Origin of the sequence: Nitrosomonas sp., from assembly GCF_020852615.1 — a bacterium.
Lineage (GTDB): Bacteria > Pseudomonadota > Gammaproteobacteria > Burkholderiales > Nitrosomonadaceae > Nitrosomonas.
Map to the genome: position 1 here is coordinate 88,105 of NZ_JADZAJ010000025.1, position 17,594 is coordinate 105,698.

18 protein-coding genes and 1 other RNA gene are annotated in these 17,594 nt (G+C 53.0%); 9 read left to right on the forward strand and 10 right to left on the reverse strand.

Annotated elements, in window-relative coordinates:
• From IT527_RS06465 to IT527_RS06475, 3 genes are read left to right on the forward strand one after another with little or no spacing between them, the layout of a single operon-like run.
• Entirely contained in the window at nucleotides 1-699 is a 699-nt protein-coding gene (locus IT527_RS06465) for an RNA ligase family protein (RefSeq protein WP_292967707.1), read from the forward strand.
• Between the two features lie 36 nt (nucleotides 700-735).
• Complete coding sequence (locus IT527_RS06470; RefSeq protein ID WP_292967708.1) at nucleotides 736-1,110, forward strand: DUF202 domain-containing protein; 375 nt, start codon at nucleotides 736-738, stop codon at nucleotides 1,108-1,110.
• Nucleotides 1,111-1,158: 48 nt separating this feature from the next.
• Nucleotides 1,159-1,590 carry an EamA family transporter gene (locus IT527_RS06475; protein ID WP_292967730.1) on the forward strand — a complete coding sequence of 144 codons (432 nt, stop codon included), beginning with the start codon at nucleotides 1,159-1,161 and terminating at the stop codon, nucleotides 1,588-1,590.
• Nucleotides 1,591-1,637: 47 nt separating this feature from the next.
• Here IT527_RS06475 and IT527_RS06480 read toward each other — a convergent pair whose 3' ends face one another.
• From IT527_RS06480 to nadB, 7 genes are all read right to left on the reverse strand, one after another.
• Complete coding sequence (locus IT527_RS06480) at nucleotides 1,638-2,972, reverse strand: DUF3422 domain-containing protein (protein WP_292967709.1); 1,335 nt, start codon at nucleotides 2,970-2,972, stop codon at nucleotides 1,638-1,640.
• A 32-nt stretch (nucleotides 2,973-3,004) separates the two neighbouring features.
• Nucleotides 3,005-3,805, reverse strand: a complete 801-nt coding sequence (locus IT527_RS06485) for a sulfite exporter TauE/SafE family protein (protein WP_292967710.1) — start codon at nucleotides 3,803-3,805, stop codon at nucleotides 3,005-3,007.
• A gap of 86 nt (nucleotides 3,806-3,891) precedes the next feature.
• Nucleotides 3,892-4,347 carry an EVE domain-containing protein gene (locus tag IT527_RS06490; protein ID WP_292967711.1) on the reverse strand — a complete coding sequence of 152 codons (456 nt, stop codon included), beginning with the start codon at nucleotides 4,345-4,347 and terminating at the stop codon, nucleotides 3,892-3,894.
• A gap of 60 nt (nucleotides 4,348-4,407) precedes the next feature.
• A non-coding RNA gene (ssrS, locus tag IT527_RS06495) (6S RNA) lies at nucleotides 4,408-4,586 on the reverse strand.
• Between the two features lie 47 nt (nucleotides 4,587-4,633).
• On the reverse strand, nucleotides 4,634-4,954 hold the full coding sequence (locus IT527_RS06500) for a cell division protein ZapA (protein WP_292967712.1): 321 nt from the start codon (nucleotides 4,952-4,954) through the stop codon (nucleotides 4,634-4,636).
• Complete coding sequence (locus tag IT527_RS06505; protein ID WP_292967713.1) at nucleotides 4,947-5,153, reverse strand: hypothetical protein; 207 nt, start codon at nucleotides 5,151-5,153, stop codon at nucleotides 4,947-4,949. The genes IT527_RS06500 and IT527_RS06505 overlap by 8 nt, the downstream gene beginning before the upstream one ends.
• Nucleotides 5,154-6,737 (reverse strand): L-aspartate oxidase, encoded by a 1,584-nt coding sequence (gene nadB, locus IT527_RS06510; protein WP_292967714.1) that lies wholly within the window; start codon nucleotides 6,735-6,737, stop codon nucleotides 5,154-5,156.
• Nucleotides 6,738-6,954: 217 nt separating this feature from the next.
• On the opposite strand from nadB, the gene IT527_RS06515 reads away from it, so the two are divergent.
• From IT527_RS06515 to IT527_RS06535, 5 genes are all read left to right on the forward strand, one after another.
• Entirely contained in the window at nucleotides 6,955-7,875 is a 921-nt protein-coding gene (locus IT527_RS06515; RefSeq protein ID WP_292967715.1) for a branched-chain amino acid transaminase, read from the forward strand.
• Nucleotides 7,876-7,902: 27 nt separating this feature from the next.
• Nucleotides 7,903-8,115, forward strand: a complete 213-nt coding sequence (locus IT527_RS06520) for a zinc-finger domain-containing protein (RefSeq protein WP_292967716.1) — start codon at nucleotides 7,903-7,905, stop codon at nucleotides 8,113-8,115.
• Nucleotides 8,112-9,488, forward strand: coding sequence for a phosphomannomutase/phosphoglucomutase (locus tag IT527_RS06525; protein WP_292967717.1), 1,377 nt, complete (start codon nucleotides 8,112-8,114; stop codon nucleotides 9,486-9,488). The genes IT527_RS06520 and IT527_RS06525 overlap by 4 nt, the downstream gene beginning before the upstream one ends.
• Before the next feature lie 33 nt (nucleotides 9,489-9,521).
• Nucleotides 9,522-11,129 (forward strand): NAD+ synthase, encoded by a 1,608-nt coding sequence (locus IT527_RS06530; RefSeq protein WP_292967718.1) that lies wholly within the window; start codon nucleotides 9,522-9,524, stop codon nucleotides 11,127-11,129.
• Between the two features lie 97 nt (nucleotides 11,130-11,226).
• Complete coding sequence (locus IT527_RS06535) at nucleotides 11,227-12,738, forward strand: M48 family metalloprotease (protein ID WP_292967719.1); 1,512 nt, start codon at nucleotides 11,227-11,229, stop codon at nucleotides 12,736-12,738.
• 120 nt (nucleotides 12,739-12,858) lie between these two features.
• Here IT527_RS06535 and IT527_RS06540 read toward each other — a convergent pair whose 3' ends face one another.
• The 3 genes from IT527_RS06540 to IT527_RS06550 form a co-directional block, all read right to left on the reverse strand.
• Nucleotides 12,859-13,215: a hypothetical protein gene (locus IT527_RS06540; RefSeq protein ID WP_292967720.1), complete on the reverse strand. Its 357-nt coding sequence runs from the start codon at nucleotides 13,213-13,215 to the stop codon at nucleotides 12,859-12,861.
• Nucleotides 13,216-13,386: 171 nt separating this feature from the next.
• On the reverse strand, nucleotides 13,387-14,448 hold the full coding sequence (locus IT527_RS06545; RefSeq protein WP_292967721.1) for a linear amide C-N hydrolase: 1,062 nt from the start codon (nucleotides 14,446-14,448) through the stop codon (nucleotides 13,387-13,389).
• Nucleotides 14,449-14,860: 412 nt separating this feature from the next.
• Nucleotides 14,861-15,220, reverse strand: a complete 360-nt coding sequence (locus tag IT527_RS06550; RefSeq protein ID WP_363278093.1) for a DUF3147 family protein — start codon at nucleotides 15,218-15,220, stop codon at nucleotides 14,861-14,863.
• A gap of 525 nt (nucleotides 15,221-15,745) precedes the next feature.
• Between IT527_RS06550 and IT527_RS06555 the strand changes: the two genes are divergently transcribed.
• A partial coding sequence (locus IT527_RS06555; protein ID WP_292967722.1) for a proton-conducting transporter membrane subunit occupies nucleotides 15,746-17,594 on the forward strand: 1,849 nt, incomplete at its 3' end.

A 17,594-nucleotide genomic window follows, 5' to 3' on the forward strand; every position in this document is an offset into this window, starting at 1 on the left:
ATGACTGAATTCTTCCGTTTCCCTAATACACCTCACCTGCTCTGGCTGGGGCAGGGTCAGCCCAGAGATGACAAAATCCTGTCTGATGCAGAGATAGCCGCCTTGCTGCAGGATGAAGTACTCATCGAAGAAAAGCTGGATGGTGCCAATCTGGGTATTTCGCTGGACACACAAGGCGAATTGCGCGTGCAAAATCGTGGCCAGTATCTGCCGCAACCTTTTTCCGGCCAGTTTTCCCGTCTGAACAGCTGGCTGGGTCAGCACAGGGAAATCCTCAGGCGAGCCCTGACACCAGAGCTGATCCTGTTTGGTGAATGGTGCGCTGCGAGACATTCACTTGATTACAGCAGACTGCCTGACTGGTTTTTGCTGTTTGATGTTTACGATCGGCAAGCAGGAAAATTCTGGAGTGTTGAGCGGCGCAACCGACTCGCCCGGGAACTGAATTTCACCACAGTGCCCCTGCTCAGGCGAACGAAGATAACGCGAAACCGGCTTGTTCAGCTGCTCGATGAAGCCCAAAGCCACTACCGCAACGGCAAGGTTGAAGGTATCGTCATTCGCTGTGATTCACCGCTCTGGTGCGAAAACCGGGCAAAACTGGTCAACCGGGAATTTGTCCAGGCAATCGAAGATCACTGGCGCAGCCGGGCAATTGAATGGAATCGGGTAGATCCCGGATCAGCGAAACATGCATGATCCTAAAAACCTCAGTTGGACGGGCAGGAGGGTGGCGTGTCAGATTTGAAAGATCCGAGAGTGCTGTTTGCTGCCGAACGGACCCTGCTCGCCTGGAACCGTACCAGTCTGTCTCTCATTGCATTCGGATTCGTGGTGGAGCGCTCGGGCAGGCTTGCGCGAGCCATTGCACCTGAAGCAATCAACCTGAATCAGCTGACAGTTATGTTCTGGCTGGGCGTGGCCTTTATTATTCTGGGCGCAATGACTTCAATCTATTCCGCCCGCCAGTATGCGGCTGTTCTGCGGACACTGACGCCGGATGAGTTTCCGCCCGGTTATGCCGCAAAATGGGGGCTGATGGTTAACCTGACGGTTGCCCTGCTCGGGCTGGTACTGGCACTGGCTCTCTGGCTGTGGCGCTTACCCTGATGAAAAACAGGCTGATATGCAATTAGTCAATACATACTTCAAATCATGATGACACCGGAAAGCTGGTTTTTCTGGGCGCTGCTGTCAGCCGTTTTTGCGGCATTGACCGCAATTTTTGCCAAAATTGGTGTTCAGGGGGTTGATTCTGATCTGGCCACACTGGTTCGTACCGTTATTATTCTGTTTATTCTCTCCGGATTTATCTGGGTCACCGGAAAATGGAGCAATCCGTTTGAGCTCCCTGCCAAAACATGGTTGTTTCTCGGTCTGTCCGCCCTGGCGACTGGAGCATCCTGGGTATGCTACTTCCGCGCACTGCAAATTGGCGATGCCTCCAAAGTGGCACCCGTTGATAAATTCAGCCTTGTCCTGGTGGCTGTTTTTGCTTTTGCATTTCTCGGTGAACGACCATCCTGGAATGAATGGCTGGGTATCGCCCTGGTCGCTACCGGTGTATTAACCCTGGCAATCAGGCACTAGCCGGCTCCATCCTGCTGTCATGCATGCTCAAGTTTCGGACAACTGGTTTATTTGCTTCTTTTCCCTTCGCTGAAAGCGGATTTACTCACTATTCGGCGAAATTTACGAATGGCAAAAAATACAATGGTGATGATGACCGGTATTGCAATACCGGTCATCAGCTCAATGTCGATATCCAGTCCCGCTGCCTTGATCGCCTTGAGGCCGTAACCGGTGATTCCAAGCAGATAATAGCTCAGCACGACAACTGACAGTCCTTCCACTGTTTCCTGCAGACGCAGTTGCAGGTGTGCCCGTGCATCCATTGATTTGAGCAGATCCCGGATCTGTGATTCCATCGAAATATCCACCCGGGTGCGCAGCATCGAAGTCGCCCGCTCCACACGCAATGACAATGTTTCAAGCCTCGTCCGTACCAGCTCGAAAGTCCCCATAGCTGAAGTCACGCGCTGTTTCCTGTATTCGTACAGCATTTGCAGCCCTTCAATCCGCCCTTCACGCAATTCAGTCACACGCTGCTGCATGATGGCGTGATAGGTTTGTGAGGCACCGAAACGGTGGCTGGAAAGCGCTGAAATCCTTTCGATTTCCGAAGCCAGCGCAGTCAGTTTTACCAGCAGCTGCTGCTCATCATCGATTGTGTTAAGTGCCGTATTGGCCGTCATCAGCTCCGCCAGCTGATCTTCATATTGTTCCAGCTGAGGGATGATATCGCGTGTCATGGCCAGCGGAAGAATGGTCAGCATGCGATAGGTTTCGATTTCCAGCAGGCGCTGCACCAGCCGGCCCACCTGACGGCTGCGCAGATTGTCATCGTGTACCAGGAAACGGGTAAATCCGTCCGGATGAATATGATTATCGCTCCAGACACTGGCGCTTCCCGCTGAAACCCTGGAACCGATCACTGCATTCGAAGCAAACAGGGCAGCCAGTTCGCGCAGGCTGTGGCTGGGGCGTCTGCGATCTTCCAGTTCAATATGGGTGGCAACCAGAATCTCTCCAGGCAGTTTTTTCAGCCATTCTGCAGGCACATAAGTGATGGCCGGTTTGGCAAACGGTTCATCGAATGAGCCATCCCTGTAGAAGATATAAGTGGAATATTCCGTATGCCGTTCCCAGCGCAGCCGGAAATCCCCCAGTTCAACACTCAGCTGATCAAAAGTACCATTAAGAATCCGGACACCAAAATGTTCGCAAAGCTGGATAACCAGCTCGCGTTCCCGGTTTGTTTTCTGTCGATCAGACAGCAGTACCAGCTGCGAAAGCTGTGACGGAATGTTAATCAGTTCATAGACATCCGCGTTCAGCTCGGCGTGCAACATCTGCCGCTCGGAAAATTCCGGAAGCTCCAATACTCCATTTTTTAATACGTTGTCAGTCATGATCCGGATAAATTTTTAGAAAAAATCTGACATCAACCCTGAAAATCCAGTAACAGTCTGGTTCCCAGCAGATAAAGCAAACCCGCAAAAATTTTTCTGAGTGTGGCTGCCGGCAGGATATGGGCCGTTTTGGCTCCAAATGGCGCTGTTACTGTACTTGTCATTGCCACCATCACCAGCGCAGGCAGATAAATATATCCCAATGAGTAATCCGGCAGTGGTTGTGTTTGCAGCAAGCCATTGATGGCGTAGCCGGCCGCACTGGCCAGCGCAACCGGAAATCCGATGGCAGCGGCCGTACCAATGGCATGGTGCACCCTGATCTGGCAAGCTGTAAGAAATGGTACTGTCAGCAACCCGCCACCAATTGCCACCAGGCTGGAAAGTGCACCGATCACACCACCTGCCACGAACAACCCTGTTTTTCCCGGTAAAACGTGGCCGGCGCCCGGTTTGAGGTTGAGCCACATTTGAGTGGCTGCCAAATAAATAAACAGGACAAAGATCATGCCCAGTACCCGGCTCGACAACTGGCCGGCCAGTGTGGAACCGGTCAGCGCACCCGCAATGATTCCCGGCGTAATGTAACGTACAATCCGCCAGTTCACCGCCCCGCGTGAATGATGTGCACGCAGACTGGCAACAGCGGTCAGTGTAATAATTGCTGTTGTCGTCCCCAGTGCGCTATGCAGGATACGATCAGACGGAAAACCCAGTGATGCAAAAATTGCAGCCAGGACCGGTACCATCAGCAATCCTCCGCCAATCCCCAGCAACCCCGCAAGAAAACCGACTATGCCCCCAGTCAGCAGGTAGATCGGCCATGCTTCCATGTTTGGATTACCTCTCTGCTAATGTCAGCTGTTTGGCGGGTATATGTGAAACCGGGATAAAAAAGGAATGTACGACGGTACCGTTGCTACAGTTTCGCTTCGATGAATTTCCACTCTGACGGATCAACAGGTGTAATGGAAAGCCGGTTGCCTTTTTGCAGTACGCGCATGCCGGCCAGTTCAGGGTAACTGCGTAACGCTCTGATGGAAAGCAGCCGGGTTTTACGGATAAACCGGACTTCGACATTAAACCAGCGCGGATTCTCGCGTGTCGATTTCGGATCAAAGTATTTGCTGGCTGCGTTGAATTGCGTTTCATCCGGATAAGCAAGCCGTGAAACTTCCACGATACCGGCGATCCCCGGCTCGGCACAGCTGGAATGGTAGAAAAAAGCCAGATCTCCCAGCTGCATCTGGTTACGCATGAAATTACGTGCCTGATAGTTGCGCACCCCGTCCCAGGGTATGATCTGCCCCGGCCGGGCGGCCAGATCATCAATACTGACTTCCGTCGGTTCGGATTTCATCAGCCAATAACGCATTTTCAGACAAAATTTTTAGAAGTATCCTGGCAGGAAACCAGGAAAATACTGATTAAAAAGGGGATCCCCGCAAATGCCGTCAGATCGTTATCTTGAACCACAGGTTCAAGAGTGGCCGCCTGTCGGTTACATCAGGCACGCCCCGCGAAAGAGCGCGCACAACAGCAACCATTGACCAGCAGCCAGTTACAACGAATTGGTTCAAAGAATACAGACCTTAACAAACACCGCAGGGATTAAACCTGTTGCAGCTGCGTAACTGCTACAGCGCGAATAACACAGCCAGTTATCCGACTTTGTTTTCGAAAGTACCCTCACCGGGAAGTACGCTACCCAGTCTGGATTCAAGCGATTCGATTCTACGCTTAAATTCAGGCATGTCAAAATCACAGCGGGAGCGGGTATCGAGCAGTTCATGCGTAATACTGATAGCAGCAGCAATAGCTATCTGCTCTGTTCCCATGATTTTTCCCGCAGATTTTATTTCCCGCATTTTTCTGTCAAGGTAAGAAACTGCAAGCAGCAAGTCATCACGCTCTTCACCAGAACAATGGATACGAAATTCCCGCCCCATTACGGTCACATTCAGAACAGCCTCTTTATTCATCTCGGTTTCCGGGCAGATTATTCAGTAAAATCTCAAGACGCTCGGCTGCGATACGCATCCGCTCGGTAAGCTGCTGTTTCTCGATTTCAGCATTTTCCAGCTGCAGGTGTAATCTGACATTCTCCTCGCACGTACCCTGATACAGCCTGATCAGCTGATCAATTTTATCTTCCAGCGATTTCAGTTCGCTATCCATCATTTAACGCGACAGAATTGTATCAGTGGCTTGCGGCAGGGTCTCAGGATAATCCCGGCTGAAATGCAGGCCGCGGCTCTCATGTCGCAGCATGGCACTGCGAACGATCAGATCAGAGGTGCATACGAGATTGCGCAGTTCGAGCAGATCGCTGGTCACCCGGAAATTCGAATAATATTCATCGATTTCCTCACTCAGCAGCCTGATACGGTGCTGTGCCCGCTGCAACCGTTTGCTGGTACGCACAATCCCCACGTAATTCCACATAAAACGACGCAACTCATCCCAATTATGGGAAATCACCACTTCTTCATCGGCATCAGTTACACGGCTTTCATCCCAGCCGGGTAATGGCAGATCCGGCGCAGGAGAGCGTGCCAGAATATCCTCGACGGCTGAAAGCCCGGTTACCAGACATTCCAGCAAAGAATTGCTGGCCAGACGATTGGCGCCATGCAGCCCGGTATGAGCAGTTTCACCGATGGCATACAGATTATCGAGATCTGTCCGCCCGCGCTGATCGGTCACGATTCCGCCACAGGTGTAATGCGCTGCCGGAACGACAGGAATGGGTTCGCGCGTGATATCAATACCCAGCTCCAGACAGCGTTTGTAAATGGTCGGAAAATGCTGTACCAGGAAATCGGCCGGCTGATGGGAAATATCCAGGAACACACAATCCAGCCCGCGTTTTTTCATTTCGAAATCAATTGCACGTGCCACGATGTCACGCGGCGCAAGCTCGGCACGCTTATCATGCCGGGGCATAAAACGTTCGCCGTCAGGCAGTTTCAGTATGCCTCCCTCTCCCCTTACCGCTTCAGTGATCAGAAAGGATTTGGCATGCGGATGATACAGACAGGTAGGGTGGAACTGAATGAACTCCATGTTGGCGACACGGCATCCTGCGCGCCATCCCATGGCAATACCATCCCCGGTCGCCACATCCGGATTGGTTGTATAGAGATAGACCTTGCCCGCGCCGCCGGTAGCCAGAATTGTGTTATGTGCTGCAATCGTGCGCACTTTACCGGCGCGGATATCAAGCACATAAGCACCATAACAGCGATTGCCCTCTTCAGCATGAAGCAGCTTCTCACTGGTGATCAAATCTACGGCAATATGGCGCTCCAGTATGGTGATATTGGGATGCGCTGCCGCCTGTTTAGTCAGTGTCAGTTGCACCACCTTGCCCGTGGCATCATCCGAATGAATGATGCGGCGCACGCTATGGCCACCCTCACGGGTCAGGTGATAACCGGTTTCATTGTGATTATCGCGCGTAAAACTGACACCTCGGTCTATCAGCCATCTGACAGCCTGCGGGCCATGCTCAACAATATGGCGAGTCATGGCTTCGTTGCACAACCCTGCACCGGCAACCAGCGTATCGCGGATATGCGTTTCCGGAGAATCTTCAATCGACAATACAGCAGCAATTCCTCCCTGGGCCCAGGCGCTGGAGCTGTCGTGCAATGTCCGCTTGGTCACCAGTGCAACCTTCCGGGTTTCTGCCAGATTCAGAGCAAGTGTCAGCCCGGCCAGGCCGCTGCCAATGATTAACGCATCAAAACGAAGTGGTTGCATAGGTAACAGTAGAAACTCGGAAATTAAGGAAGAATAAACCGGGTTCCCGGAATTATCACATTTTTCGTTACGGTTTCGAATCCATCGAACGGTGTCGGCATTGCCACAGGCAAAAATACGCTAGAATACAGCAGGTTTTTCAGGGAAGTGCCGGGTGATCCGGCCAATGACACTTCCCGTTATTCAATTTACAGATCTAACACAGGAGAGTTTCAGCATGTCGATGGCGGACCGTGACGGGTTTATCTGGTATGACGGGAAACTGGTTCCCTGGCGCAACGCCACGACCCACGTACTCACCCACACCCTGCATTATGGAATGGGGGTTTTTGAAGGGGTGCGCGCCTATCAGACACCTCGCGGTGCTGCCATTTTCCGTTTGCCCGAGCACACTGAACGCCTGTTTTATTCAGCACATGTTTTCAGAATGAAAATTCCTTTTGATCAGGCTGCGCTGATGCAGGCACAGCGGGATGTCATTCGTGAGAACGGGCTTACCTCCGGCTATATCCGCCCGATCGTCTTTTACGGCCCGGAAGCCATGGGATTATCCGCCAAAACACTGTCGGTTCATGTCGCAGTTGCCGCCTGGCCGTGGGGAACTTACCTGGGTGCAGATGCGCTGGAAAACGGCATTCGCGTAAAAACCTCCTCATTCACCCGCCACCATGTCAACATCAACATGTGCCGCGCCAAATCAGTAGCCACCTATACCAATTCAATCCTGGCACACCAGGAAGTTGCACAGGATGGTTACCAGGAAGCCCTGCTGCTGGATGTGGACGGCTATGTCGCAGAAGGTTCCGGTGAAAATATTTTTATCATCAAAAAAGGCAAAATTTATACGCCAGACCTGACTGCCTGCCTGGAAGGCATCACACGCGCCTCTGTAATCCAGCTGGCACAGGAGGCCGGTATCGAAGTCATCCAGAAACGGATTACCCGTGATGAAGTCTATTGTGCAGATGAAGCTTTCTTTACCGGTACGGCAGCGGAAATCACCCCGATTCGCGAGCTGGACTGCCGTGAAATTGGCAGCGGCAAACGCGGCCCGATCACCGAACAGCTGCAAACCGCATTTTTTGACTGCGTCAACGGCAAATCCGACAGGCATGCTGATTGGCTGCATTATGTTTAATCACTGTTGAATCTGATGGAATCACCCATGAATACATCTGCTACACCAGCTTATCCGCAACAAGTCGAAATCAGTCCGGATGACCTGCCGCTGCATTGCCCGAATCCTTCCATGGATACCAGAAGCTGGCACCCCCGGGTTTTTCTTGAAATTGAGGTCACCGGTGAAGCCATGTGCCCATATTGCGGCACACATTATGTTCTGAAAGGCACTCCCAATCCGGATCATCACCACGCATGAGCATACTCCCGCGCGAAATTTTCAAGGCTTATGATATTCGCGGCGTCGTAGACACTGCGCTGACCCCGGAAGTGGTGGAACATATCGGCCATGCTATTGGTTCCGAAGCACGTGAGCGCGGACTTACCGCCATTGCAATCGGTCGAGACGGCCGCCTGTCCGGGCCAAAACTGGCACAGGCGCTGACGAACGGTATCCGCAAAAGCGGAACTGACGTCATTGATACAGGTATGGTTGCCACCCCCGTACTGTATTACGCCGCACATGAACTGTGCAGCTACTCGGGAGTGATGGTAACCGGCAGCCACAACCCGCCGGAATACAACGGGCTCAAGATCGTACTGGGGGGAGAAACACTGGCAGCGGAAACCATTCAGTCACTGCGTCTGCGCATTGAACAAAACAACCTCCGGCACGGCCAGGGCGGTTATCGTCAGCATGACATCGTGCCTGCCTATCTGCAGCGCATTGTGGATGATGTTAAACTCGCCCGCCCGCTCAGGATCGTGGTGGACAGCGGCAATGGAGTAACTGGCGCGCTGGCGCCCGAACTGTATCGCCGGCTTGGCTGTGAGGTGACTGAACTGTTTTGTGACGTTGATGGCACCTTCCCCAACCATCACCCCGACCCCTCCGTACCGGAAAATCTGCAGGACGTTATTCGCACACTAGCCACCACTGATACTGAAATCGGCTTTGCCTTCGATGGTGACGGGGATCGCCTGGGCGTTGTCACCAAAGATGGCAGCATCATTTTTCCGGATCGGCAGCTTATGCTGTTTGCAGCCGATGTGTTATCCAGAAATCCCGGCGGCCAGATCATTTACGATGTCAAATGCACACGCACGCTGGCTCCATGGATTACGCAACACGGTGGTAAACCGGTCATGTGGAAAACAGGGCATTCCTTTATCAAAGCCAAGCTGAAAGAAACTGGCGCATTGCTGGCCGGCGAAATGAGCGGTCATATTTTCTTCAAAGAACGCTGGTACGGATTTGACGATGGCCTGTACGCAGGTGCACGTCTGCTGGAGCTGCTAAGCAAACAGACTGATCCGGCTGCAATATTGCACGCCCTGCCTGATACGGTTAACACACCGGAACTGCAGATTAAACTCAACGAAGGGGAAAATCATGCTCTGATCGCTCAGCTTCAGCAGGAAGCTGATTTTCCCGAAGCCGATCAGGTGATTACGATTGATGGCCTGCGGGTGGAATACAACGACGGATTTGGCCTGATCCGGGCATCCAACACCACCCCGGTCGCGGTACTGCGCTTTGAGGCAGATAATCAGGCAGCACTGGAGCGTATCCAGCAGGATTTCCGCCGGGTTATTCTGCACACAAAGCCGGATGCCAGCCTGCCTTTCTGATTCGGCATCACTCGTACAACTGTTTTTCCTGCCGTGAAAATCGCGCTTGCTCAGATCAACTGTACAGCAGGCGATCTGAGCGGAAATTTATCCCGACTGCGGCATGCCTGTCACCAGGCCAAAACAGCCGGAGCAGATCTGGTCATCGCCCCGGAAATGGCACTGTGCGGCTACCCCCCGGAAGACTGGCTGCTGCGCAGGGAATTTATATCCGCCTGCCACCAGGCACTGGCTGATCTTACTGCACAAATACAGGATGTCGTGCTGACAACCGGTCATCCATACAGCATGGACGGCCATCTGTTCAATGCTGTTTCCGTCATCCGGGATGGTCGCCTGCTGGCCACCCACTACAAACAACACCTGTCCTCCGGTTTGCTGCTGGATGAACCACGCTATTTCACCGCCGGCAGCCAGCCCTGCATATTTGCATACCATGGCACCCGCTTCGGGTTAACGACCTTCTCCGATTACCAGCACCCGGTACACCTGCAGTCACTTCATTCCGCTGGTGCGCAGATTCTGCTGGTTACGGATGCCTCCCCCTACACTATTGGCGGTCAGGCCGATCGCTACCGGATCGTGCGTGCAGGGATCGCACAAACCGGCTTGCCAACGATTTATATCAACCAGGCAGGCGGACAGGATGAACTGGTTTTCGATGGCGCATCATTCGCAATGGATCGTTGCGGCAAACTCGCCTGCCAGTTGCCTGTTTCCGAAGAAGCATTCGGTCTGATCGAAATTCACGGCAACGGATCGATTTCCGGCCAGTGCCTCCCCTTGCCGAACCAGGTCGAAGGAATTTACACCACATTAAAGCTGGGATTACATGATTTCATTACTAAAAACGGATTCCCCGGCGTATTGGTCGGCCTGTCGGGAGGCGTTGATTCCGCGCTGGTACTGGCAATTGCGGCAGATACGCTCGGCACTGAAAATGTCAGTACCGTAATGATGCCCTCTCCCTACACGGCTGACATCAGTATCCAGGACGCACGAGCCATGGCAGACAATCTGGGTGTACACCATATCAGCCTGCCGATTACGCCGTTGTTTGACCAGTTTCAGCGAACATTGCAAGCCGGGCTGAAGATCCCCTCATCTTCCGGCCCCCAAACCACACTGGAGAATCTGCAGGCACGTATCCGCGGAACACTGCTGATGGCGCTGTCCAATCAGACCGGCAGACTGGTGCTGACCACCAGCAACAAATCCGAAACTGCCGTAGGCTACAGCACGTTATACGGAGACATGGCCGGTGGATTCTCGATTCTCAAGGATGTCAGCAAAACACGGGTTTATCAGCTTTGCAATTATCGCAACCGGATTTCACCTGTCATCCCGGAACGTATCCTGCAGCGCCCGCCTTCCGCTGAATTGCGGCCTGATCAGACTGATCAGGACAGCCTCCCGCCTTACGAAATACTGGATGCAATCATCGGGGCATACGTGGAAAACACCCTGTCAGCGGATGAAATCATTGCACAGGGATATCCCGCAGAAACTGTCCGGCGCGTACTGCGCATGATCCACTCCTGTGAATACAAGCGCCGCCAGGCCGCGCCAGGTATCCGGATCACCCGGCGTGATTTCGGCCGATCATGGCGATTTCCACTCACCTGCAAATTTCCGGGCTGAATAACCCGCATACCTTCCAACATTCACGGTACCGGCTGCCGATCTGCTGATTACTGATACGGTGGAACTCAATTTACAGCCAACTATCAAATGCAACATGAAATTCCACTACCTTTTCATCATTGTGCCCCTGCTGTTTCCCGCCCATATTTTTGGACAGGAATTGCCTGATCTGGGCGACGTTTCCCAGGCCAGCGTCACTCCCCGCCAGGAACGGCAAATCGGCATACAGATCATGCGCGAAATCCACGCAGATTCCAGTTATCTGGATGATCCTGAAATTGCCGATTATCTGACACGGCTCGGCAGCCGCCTGATTTCCGCCGCCGGCCAGATCAGCCACGATAACCCGTTTGAATTTTTTGCCATCAACGATTCTTCAATCAACGCCTTTGCTCTCCCGGGAGCTTTTGTCGGAGTTCATAGCGGCCTGATTACCGCAGCACAAAATGAATCAGAACTGGCAGGCGTCCTGGCGCACGAAATTGCCCACGTCACGCAGAAGCACCTCGCCCGCATGATTTCCGGTACCCCTTATCTTGGCATACTCGGATCGATTGCTGCACTGGCGATCGCCATTCTTGCCTCCCGCTCCAACCCCAACGCCGGCCAGGCAGTTCTGGCAACCGCTCAGGCGGGGTACATCCAATCCCAGTTGAATTTCACACGCAAACATGAAAAAGAAGCTGACCGTGTCGGATTCAACATGCTCGTCAGGGCGGGGTTTGACCCGCACGGCATGTCATCCTTCTTCGAACACATGCAACATGCCAGCCGGTACTATGAAAATGGAATTCCATCCTACCTCATGACCCATCCGGTCACGCATGAACGGATTGCCGACATCCAGAACCGTACCCGAGAACTGGGTTACCGGCAGGTTCCGGACAGCCTGGAGTTTCATCTCGTTCGTGCCAAAATTCGTGCTTCCCAGGGTAACCCGGTTTCTGTCATCAATGAATTCAAGGCACGCCTGCAGGATAAACGTTATATCAACGAAGTTGCTGAACGTTACGGGCTGATTCACGCCCTGCTGCGAGGAAGACAATTCAAACAGGCTGATGAAGCGTTAAATACGCTGTACCGGGTCATTCAATCCGATACCTCAGCACAACCGCTTAAAAATCACCAGCTGGGAAAATCCATTCGGGTAGAAGGCGATTATCTGCAATCCGCCGCGATGATTGAAACACTGGCCGCCCGCGTCAAACTGGATAATGGACAAACCGATGATGCCTTCCGGCTGTATCAGGCCGCACTGCGCTCTTTCCCGCATTATCGCGCCCTGGTTTACGATTACACCGATGCATTGCTGAAACACAAAAATCCGCAAGCCGCACTGGATTTCATCAACAGCCAGTCCCGGTTCATTCATGACGATATCCGGCTCTACCGGCTTACCGCACAATGCCATGCCGCACTGGGTAACGCCCTGTTGCAACATCAGGCTGAAGCTGAGGCACTGATCCGCGAGGGCAACCTCCGGGCTGCTGTCGAACAGCTCCAGGTTGCCCTGCGCCACAAACATGATGATTTTTACCAGTTATCCAGTGTAGAAGCCCGTTTGCGGCAGATCAAAGAGCTTGTGGCGGCTGAAGAAAAGAAATAAAGGAATACTGCATACCCCCGCAACATGCTCATTAGTATCCGGAGCTCTGATAAACGCCTGTAACAGCATCCAGCACCCTGAGTTCAGCCGTGGCAGCAGACGGCCGGCTGCGGCGAACAATCAGATTTCAAGTTCACGAATACGTTTCTCTGCCTGGTTATGCGTGATTTTCGGTCTTTCAAAGCCTTTTTCAACCACCTTGTCCCGATGGCTGATTTTCAGTGATTTCTCTGTTCCGCCATTCGCTGATTTGACTGCTTCGATAAATTCCTGTTCAAGCTGATAGTAGGCACTAATTTGCCGATAGGCAGCAATTAACTCTCTTTTTACTGACGCCATTTCCTCTTTGGTTTTTGCCATATCAGCAGTAGCTTTGACGCTTTTATAACCAAAATATGCAGTGATGGCTGAGCCAATAACCGTCGCCAGCGCAACAATCAGAGAAGTACCAAGGGTAGTGAGTGTCTGTGCATCCATAAATGATATCTGAACAGGGCTAATCGACAGGTACGGCTTCTCACAGGTCCGGTGGAATAACAGGGCGGACCCCGCCACCCGGACTTTCCACCATACTGACTGAAAGCACTTATAGCAGACCAGTGGAATTGGCCCGGATTCCGGCAGTGGCGAACGCTGTACCGACCATGCTCAGCGTGCCGGCTGGAACTCGAATGGATCGGCTCGCACAAAATAATCCGAAACCTCACCCGAGAGGATGCGTGTCATGTCCTCTCCAAGCTCAAGTTTCCGCACCGGCGCTCCCTTTGACAGGTTGAGCTTTGCCATGTCGATCCAGAACACGCTGGGTGAGAGCACTGACTCCACATAATAACGGCGATCCTTGTGGTCAGCTACGACCCGCCAGCGGGTGGTCGAGAGGTTGGGCTGATCAGCGATGCTGACACCCCAGGGAACTGAAGTCTGACGAATTACGCTGAATACGGCGGCCGCGGCAATGCGCGGGTCAGCACTCTGCACAACCGAATTGATGTAGTGATGCGCCCGCACAAAACGGTCGGCGGCACGTACCGTACCGGGTAAAAACTCGCGCGGATTCACACGCTGCCAGTACTCAAGAACGGCAAGCTGGCGTTCATATGTCGGCTCGTTCGTCATAACCTGGTACTGGCGATCGTGGTGGATCACCATCTGACCGGCGACAAACTCAATCACAGCACTATCACCACTGGCGTCAGACATCGAGACATGTACTGTTGCGCCTCGCCCGGGAGGACCTACCGGCACCTCGCCGCTGACGACAAGGACAGGGCTGGAGCGCAGCTCCGCCACCGCCCCGGCTACGGTCGCATGGCGATCAAGCAGATACTGTGGAAAGATCGATACCGAGATGCGTGGTGTCTTGCCATCCTCTTCAGGATAGGTGGCTTCCACCTCCCACAGCAGGTTTACTGCAAGACCTGCTTCATTCATCCCGTCAGCAGTGGAAATATCATAGCCCGAGACGATCAGACTGCCATATTGCGACGTCCATTTCACCGAACGTGCGCCGGCCACCCCCTCTCGCGCCATCCCGCGCGGAAAGACCCAGAGGTTGCTGACCATAGGTAACTTCCAGTCCATGCTCCGGCCGGTAAGGATACGGCCCTCCGGGCCCAGGTAGACAGCACGAGTGCAGGCCTCGGCCACGGACGCGGCCAGTAGCGAAACCACAACGGTAACTGTAACAACTGCCCGTCGGGAAAGAAGCATGAGGCAGCTGTTTCTGTTCATGATCATGGGAAAGTACTCCTGTAAATGAGTTAGATGCAATAGCGCGGTACTGCGGCCCGACGTCAAAAATCACCGGGCGACAAAGTGCAGCTTTTCAGCAGTCCGGCTGGCAGACCTGTTGCATGATGCGATTGTGCCAGTGCAATTGCCGCCTGAATGGCAGTGCATGCCTGCGGACTGTTCTTTCAGCAAGTCGAGCCACTACAGTAGGGCCGGCACCCTTTATACCCGGCAAAACCTTATGTTTTTCCGGTGGGAATGGCATGGGTATCCTCCATTGTGCATGACATTTAATGTAAGAAATCGCCGTAGTGGCAAAATCGCGAAGGAGATCTGTAAATGCCGCTTGCAGGCGGGTCCGGTTGACCGAAAGTCAGGAGCCGCAATGATGTCATAACTCGACCCCGACGCGACGAAGCAGCGGCAAGAGAGCCAGATAGCATATTGCTGTGGCAGCAGAGGAAAAAACAAGGCTGAGCCAGAAGCCCATACCGTACCTGAGCAGGAGCGGCAACAGCAGGAAAAACACGAGCGAGGGAAGGACAAGCCAGAATATCTGGCTGGAAAGTTGAGCAATCTGGCTGGAAGGAGAAGCCTCCATATGCAGCCAGATAAAGGCGAGTAACGAGGTTAGCGGAAGCGATGCGATTAACGCCGCAAAACCTGTGGAGCGTTTAGCGACCTCGGAAACCGCCACTATAACCAACGCCGAGATGATAACTTTGAGCACGTAATAGAGCATGGGATTCATGATCTAACGTAACGTATATGTATATGACATTTTGTTTAATAATTCCGGGGCTGATGCTGTACAACTTCAATGCTAAATCAGTTACTGATCTGTATTTAATCATAAATAACATCGTGAACAGGACAATTCCCGCGGGCAGATACGATAATGTCACCGGCCATCAACCGCCTGTCTGGCATGCGGCTGATGGCAGCAGTGAGATTACACGTCAGGGGTGCTGAATTGACATGCGGCAAGACCGTGATACATAACGGCAAAGGCGTGGTTAAAACCTGCCGGATAATTTGTAATATTGGCAATATTGGCCGGATAAAAACAAACTGAATCAAAAAATCATTGCTAATCATATAAGTACCAACTGGTGATCAACAGTATAATTAACAGGATAAGACCCAATAAAAGCAATCTGCTGAAGTTTGCCTGCCTGCGTATTTATCCGGAATAATTATCCGGTATCAGCCGTCTGATCTAACCTGGCTGGAACTCCCGGCCACATCATTTTTTAACTGTTACTGTTACCCGAAGATGAACAGCGAGAATCTCCTTCTTCTCCTGATAGCATTGCCTTTTGCCGGAAGCATCCTGGCAGCCCTGCTGCCAGCCAATGCCCGTAACATGGAAGCCTGGCTGTCCGGCATTATCATGCTGAGCTCGTTTGCCATTGTTGCCGGTCTTTATGCCCCTGTCTCTGCAGGAAATATCCTGCGTTACGGGATTGAATGGCTGCCCGCGTCCGGTCTGGATTTCACCCTCAGGATGGATGGTTTTGCGTGGATGTTTTCGATGCTGATCACCGGTATCGGGTTTCTCGTGGTGCTTTACGCCCGTTATTACATGTCCCCGCAAGATCCGGTGCCACGTTTCTTTTCCTTTCTGCTGGCGTTTGCCGGTGCCATGCAGGGTGTAGTCATTTCGGGCAACCTGATTCTGCTGGCCATTTTCTGGGAACTCACCAGTATCCTGTCATTCCTGCTGATCGGCTACTGGCACCATAACGCGGCAGCACGCGAAGGTGCACGCATGTCGCTGATCATCACGGGAGCCGGTGGACTCTGCCTGCTTGTCGGGCTGATTCTCACCGGTTACATCGTCGGCAGTTATGATCTCGACCGTGTTCTGGCTGCAGGCGACACAATCCGGGAGCATGAGCTCTACGTCCCCATGCTGGTACTCATCCTGCTGGGTGCACTGACCAAAAGCGCGCAGTTTCCGTTCCATTTCTGGCTGCCCAACGCCATGTCTGCACCCACACCGGTATCGGCCTATCTGCATTCAGCCACAATGGTAAAGGCAGGTGTGTTTCTGCTCACCCGGCTGTGGCCGGTATTGTCCGGCACTGACGAATGGTTTTTCATACTCGGGCTGGCAGGTATGAGCACACTGCTGCTCGGTGCCTGTTTCGCCATCTTCCAGCAAGATCTCAAAGGACTGCTTGCCTATTCAACCATCAGCCATCTCGGTCTGATCACCACACTGCTGAGCCTGGGCAGTCCGCTGGCTGCTGTTGCAGCGATTTTTCACATGATGAATCACGCCACCTTCAAGGCATCTTTGTTCATGGCTGCCGGTATCATCGATCATGAAGCCGGGACACGCGATATGCGCAAGCTGAGCGGGCTGTTCAGCTATATGCCCGTCACGGCAACACTTGCTATGGTCGCCAGTGCCGCTATGGCAGGCGTACCGCTTCTCAACGGATTTTTATCGAAAGAAATGTTTTTTGCCGAAACACTTGAGCAGCACTCCGGTTCGGTGCTGGATGGCGCGCTTCCCTACGTCGCCACAATCGCCGGTGCTTTTGCCGTAACCTATTCTGTGCGGTTCATTCATACTGTTTTTTTTGGTCCCGAACCACAGGCGCTCCCTCGTACACCCCATGAACCTCCTCACTGGATGCGGCTGCCGATTGAATTTCTGGTACTGGCCTGCCTCATCGTCGGCATGATTCCCGGCATGACCATTGGCCCCTACCTGCATACTGCCGTCACCTCTGTCCTGGGTGAGCGCACACCGCAATACAGCCTGGCAATATGGCACGGTGTCAATACTCCGCTGATCATGAGTACGATTGCACTCATCAGCGGAGTATTGCTCTACCTGATCCTGGGAAATTATCTGGCCCGCTGCGAAGATGGCCCGCCCGGCATACGCCACCTCAAAGGTCAGCATATTTTTGACAAGATGCTGGTTACGCTTTCGTGGCGATGGGCACGCCGGCTGGAAGAATTTTTTGGCACACACCGCCTGCAGCCGCAACTGTTTCTGATCGTACTGGTCGCATTAATTGCCGGCAGCTGGCCGTTCCTTGGAAAACAGACTGATTTCAGCCAGCTGTCGCTCACCGGAACTGACCCCGTTTTTGCCATATTGTGGG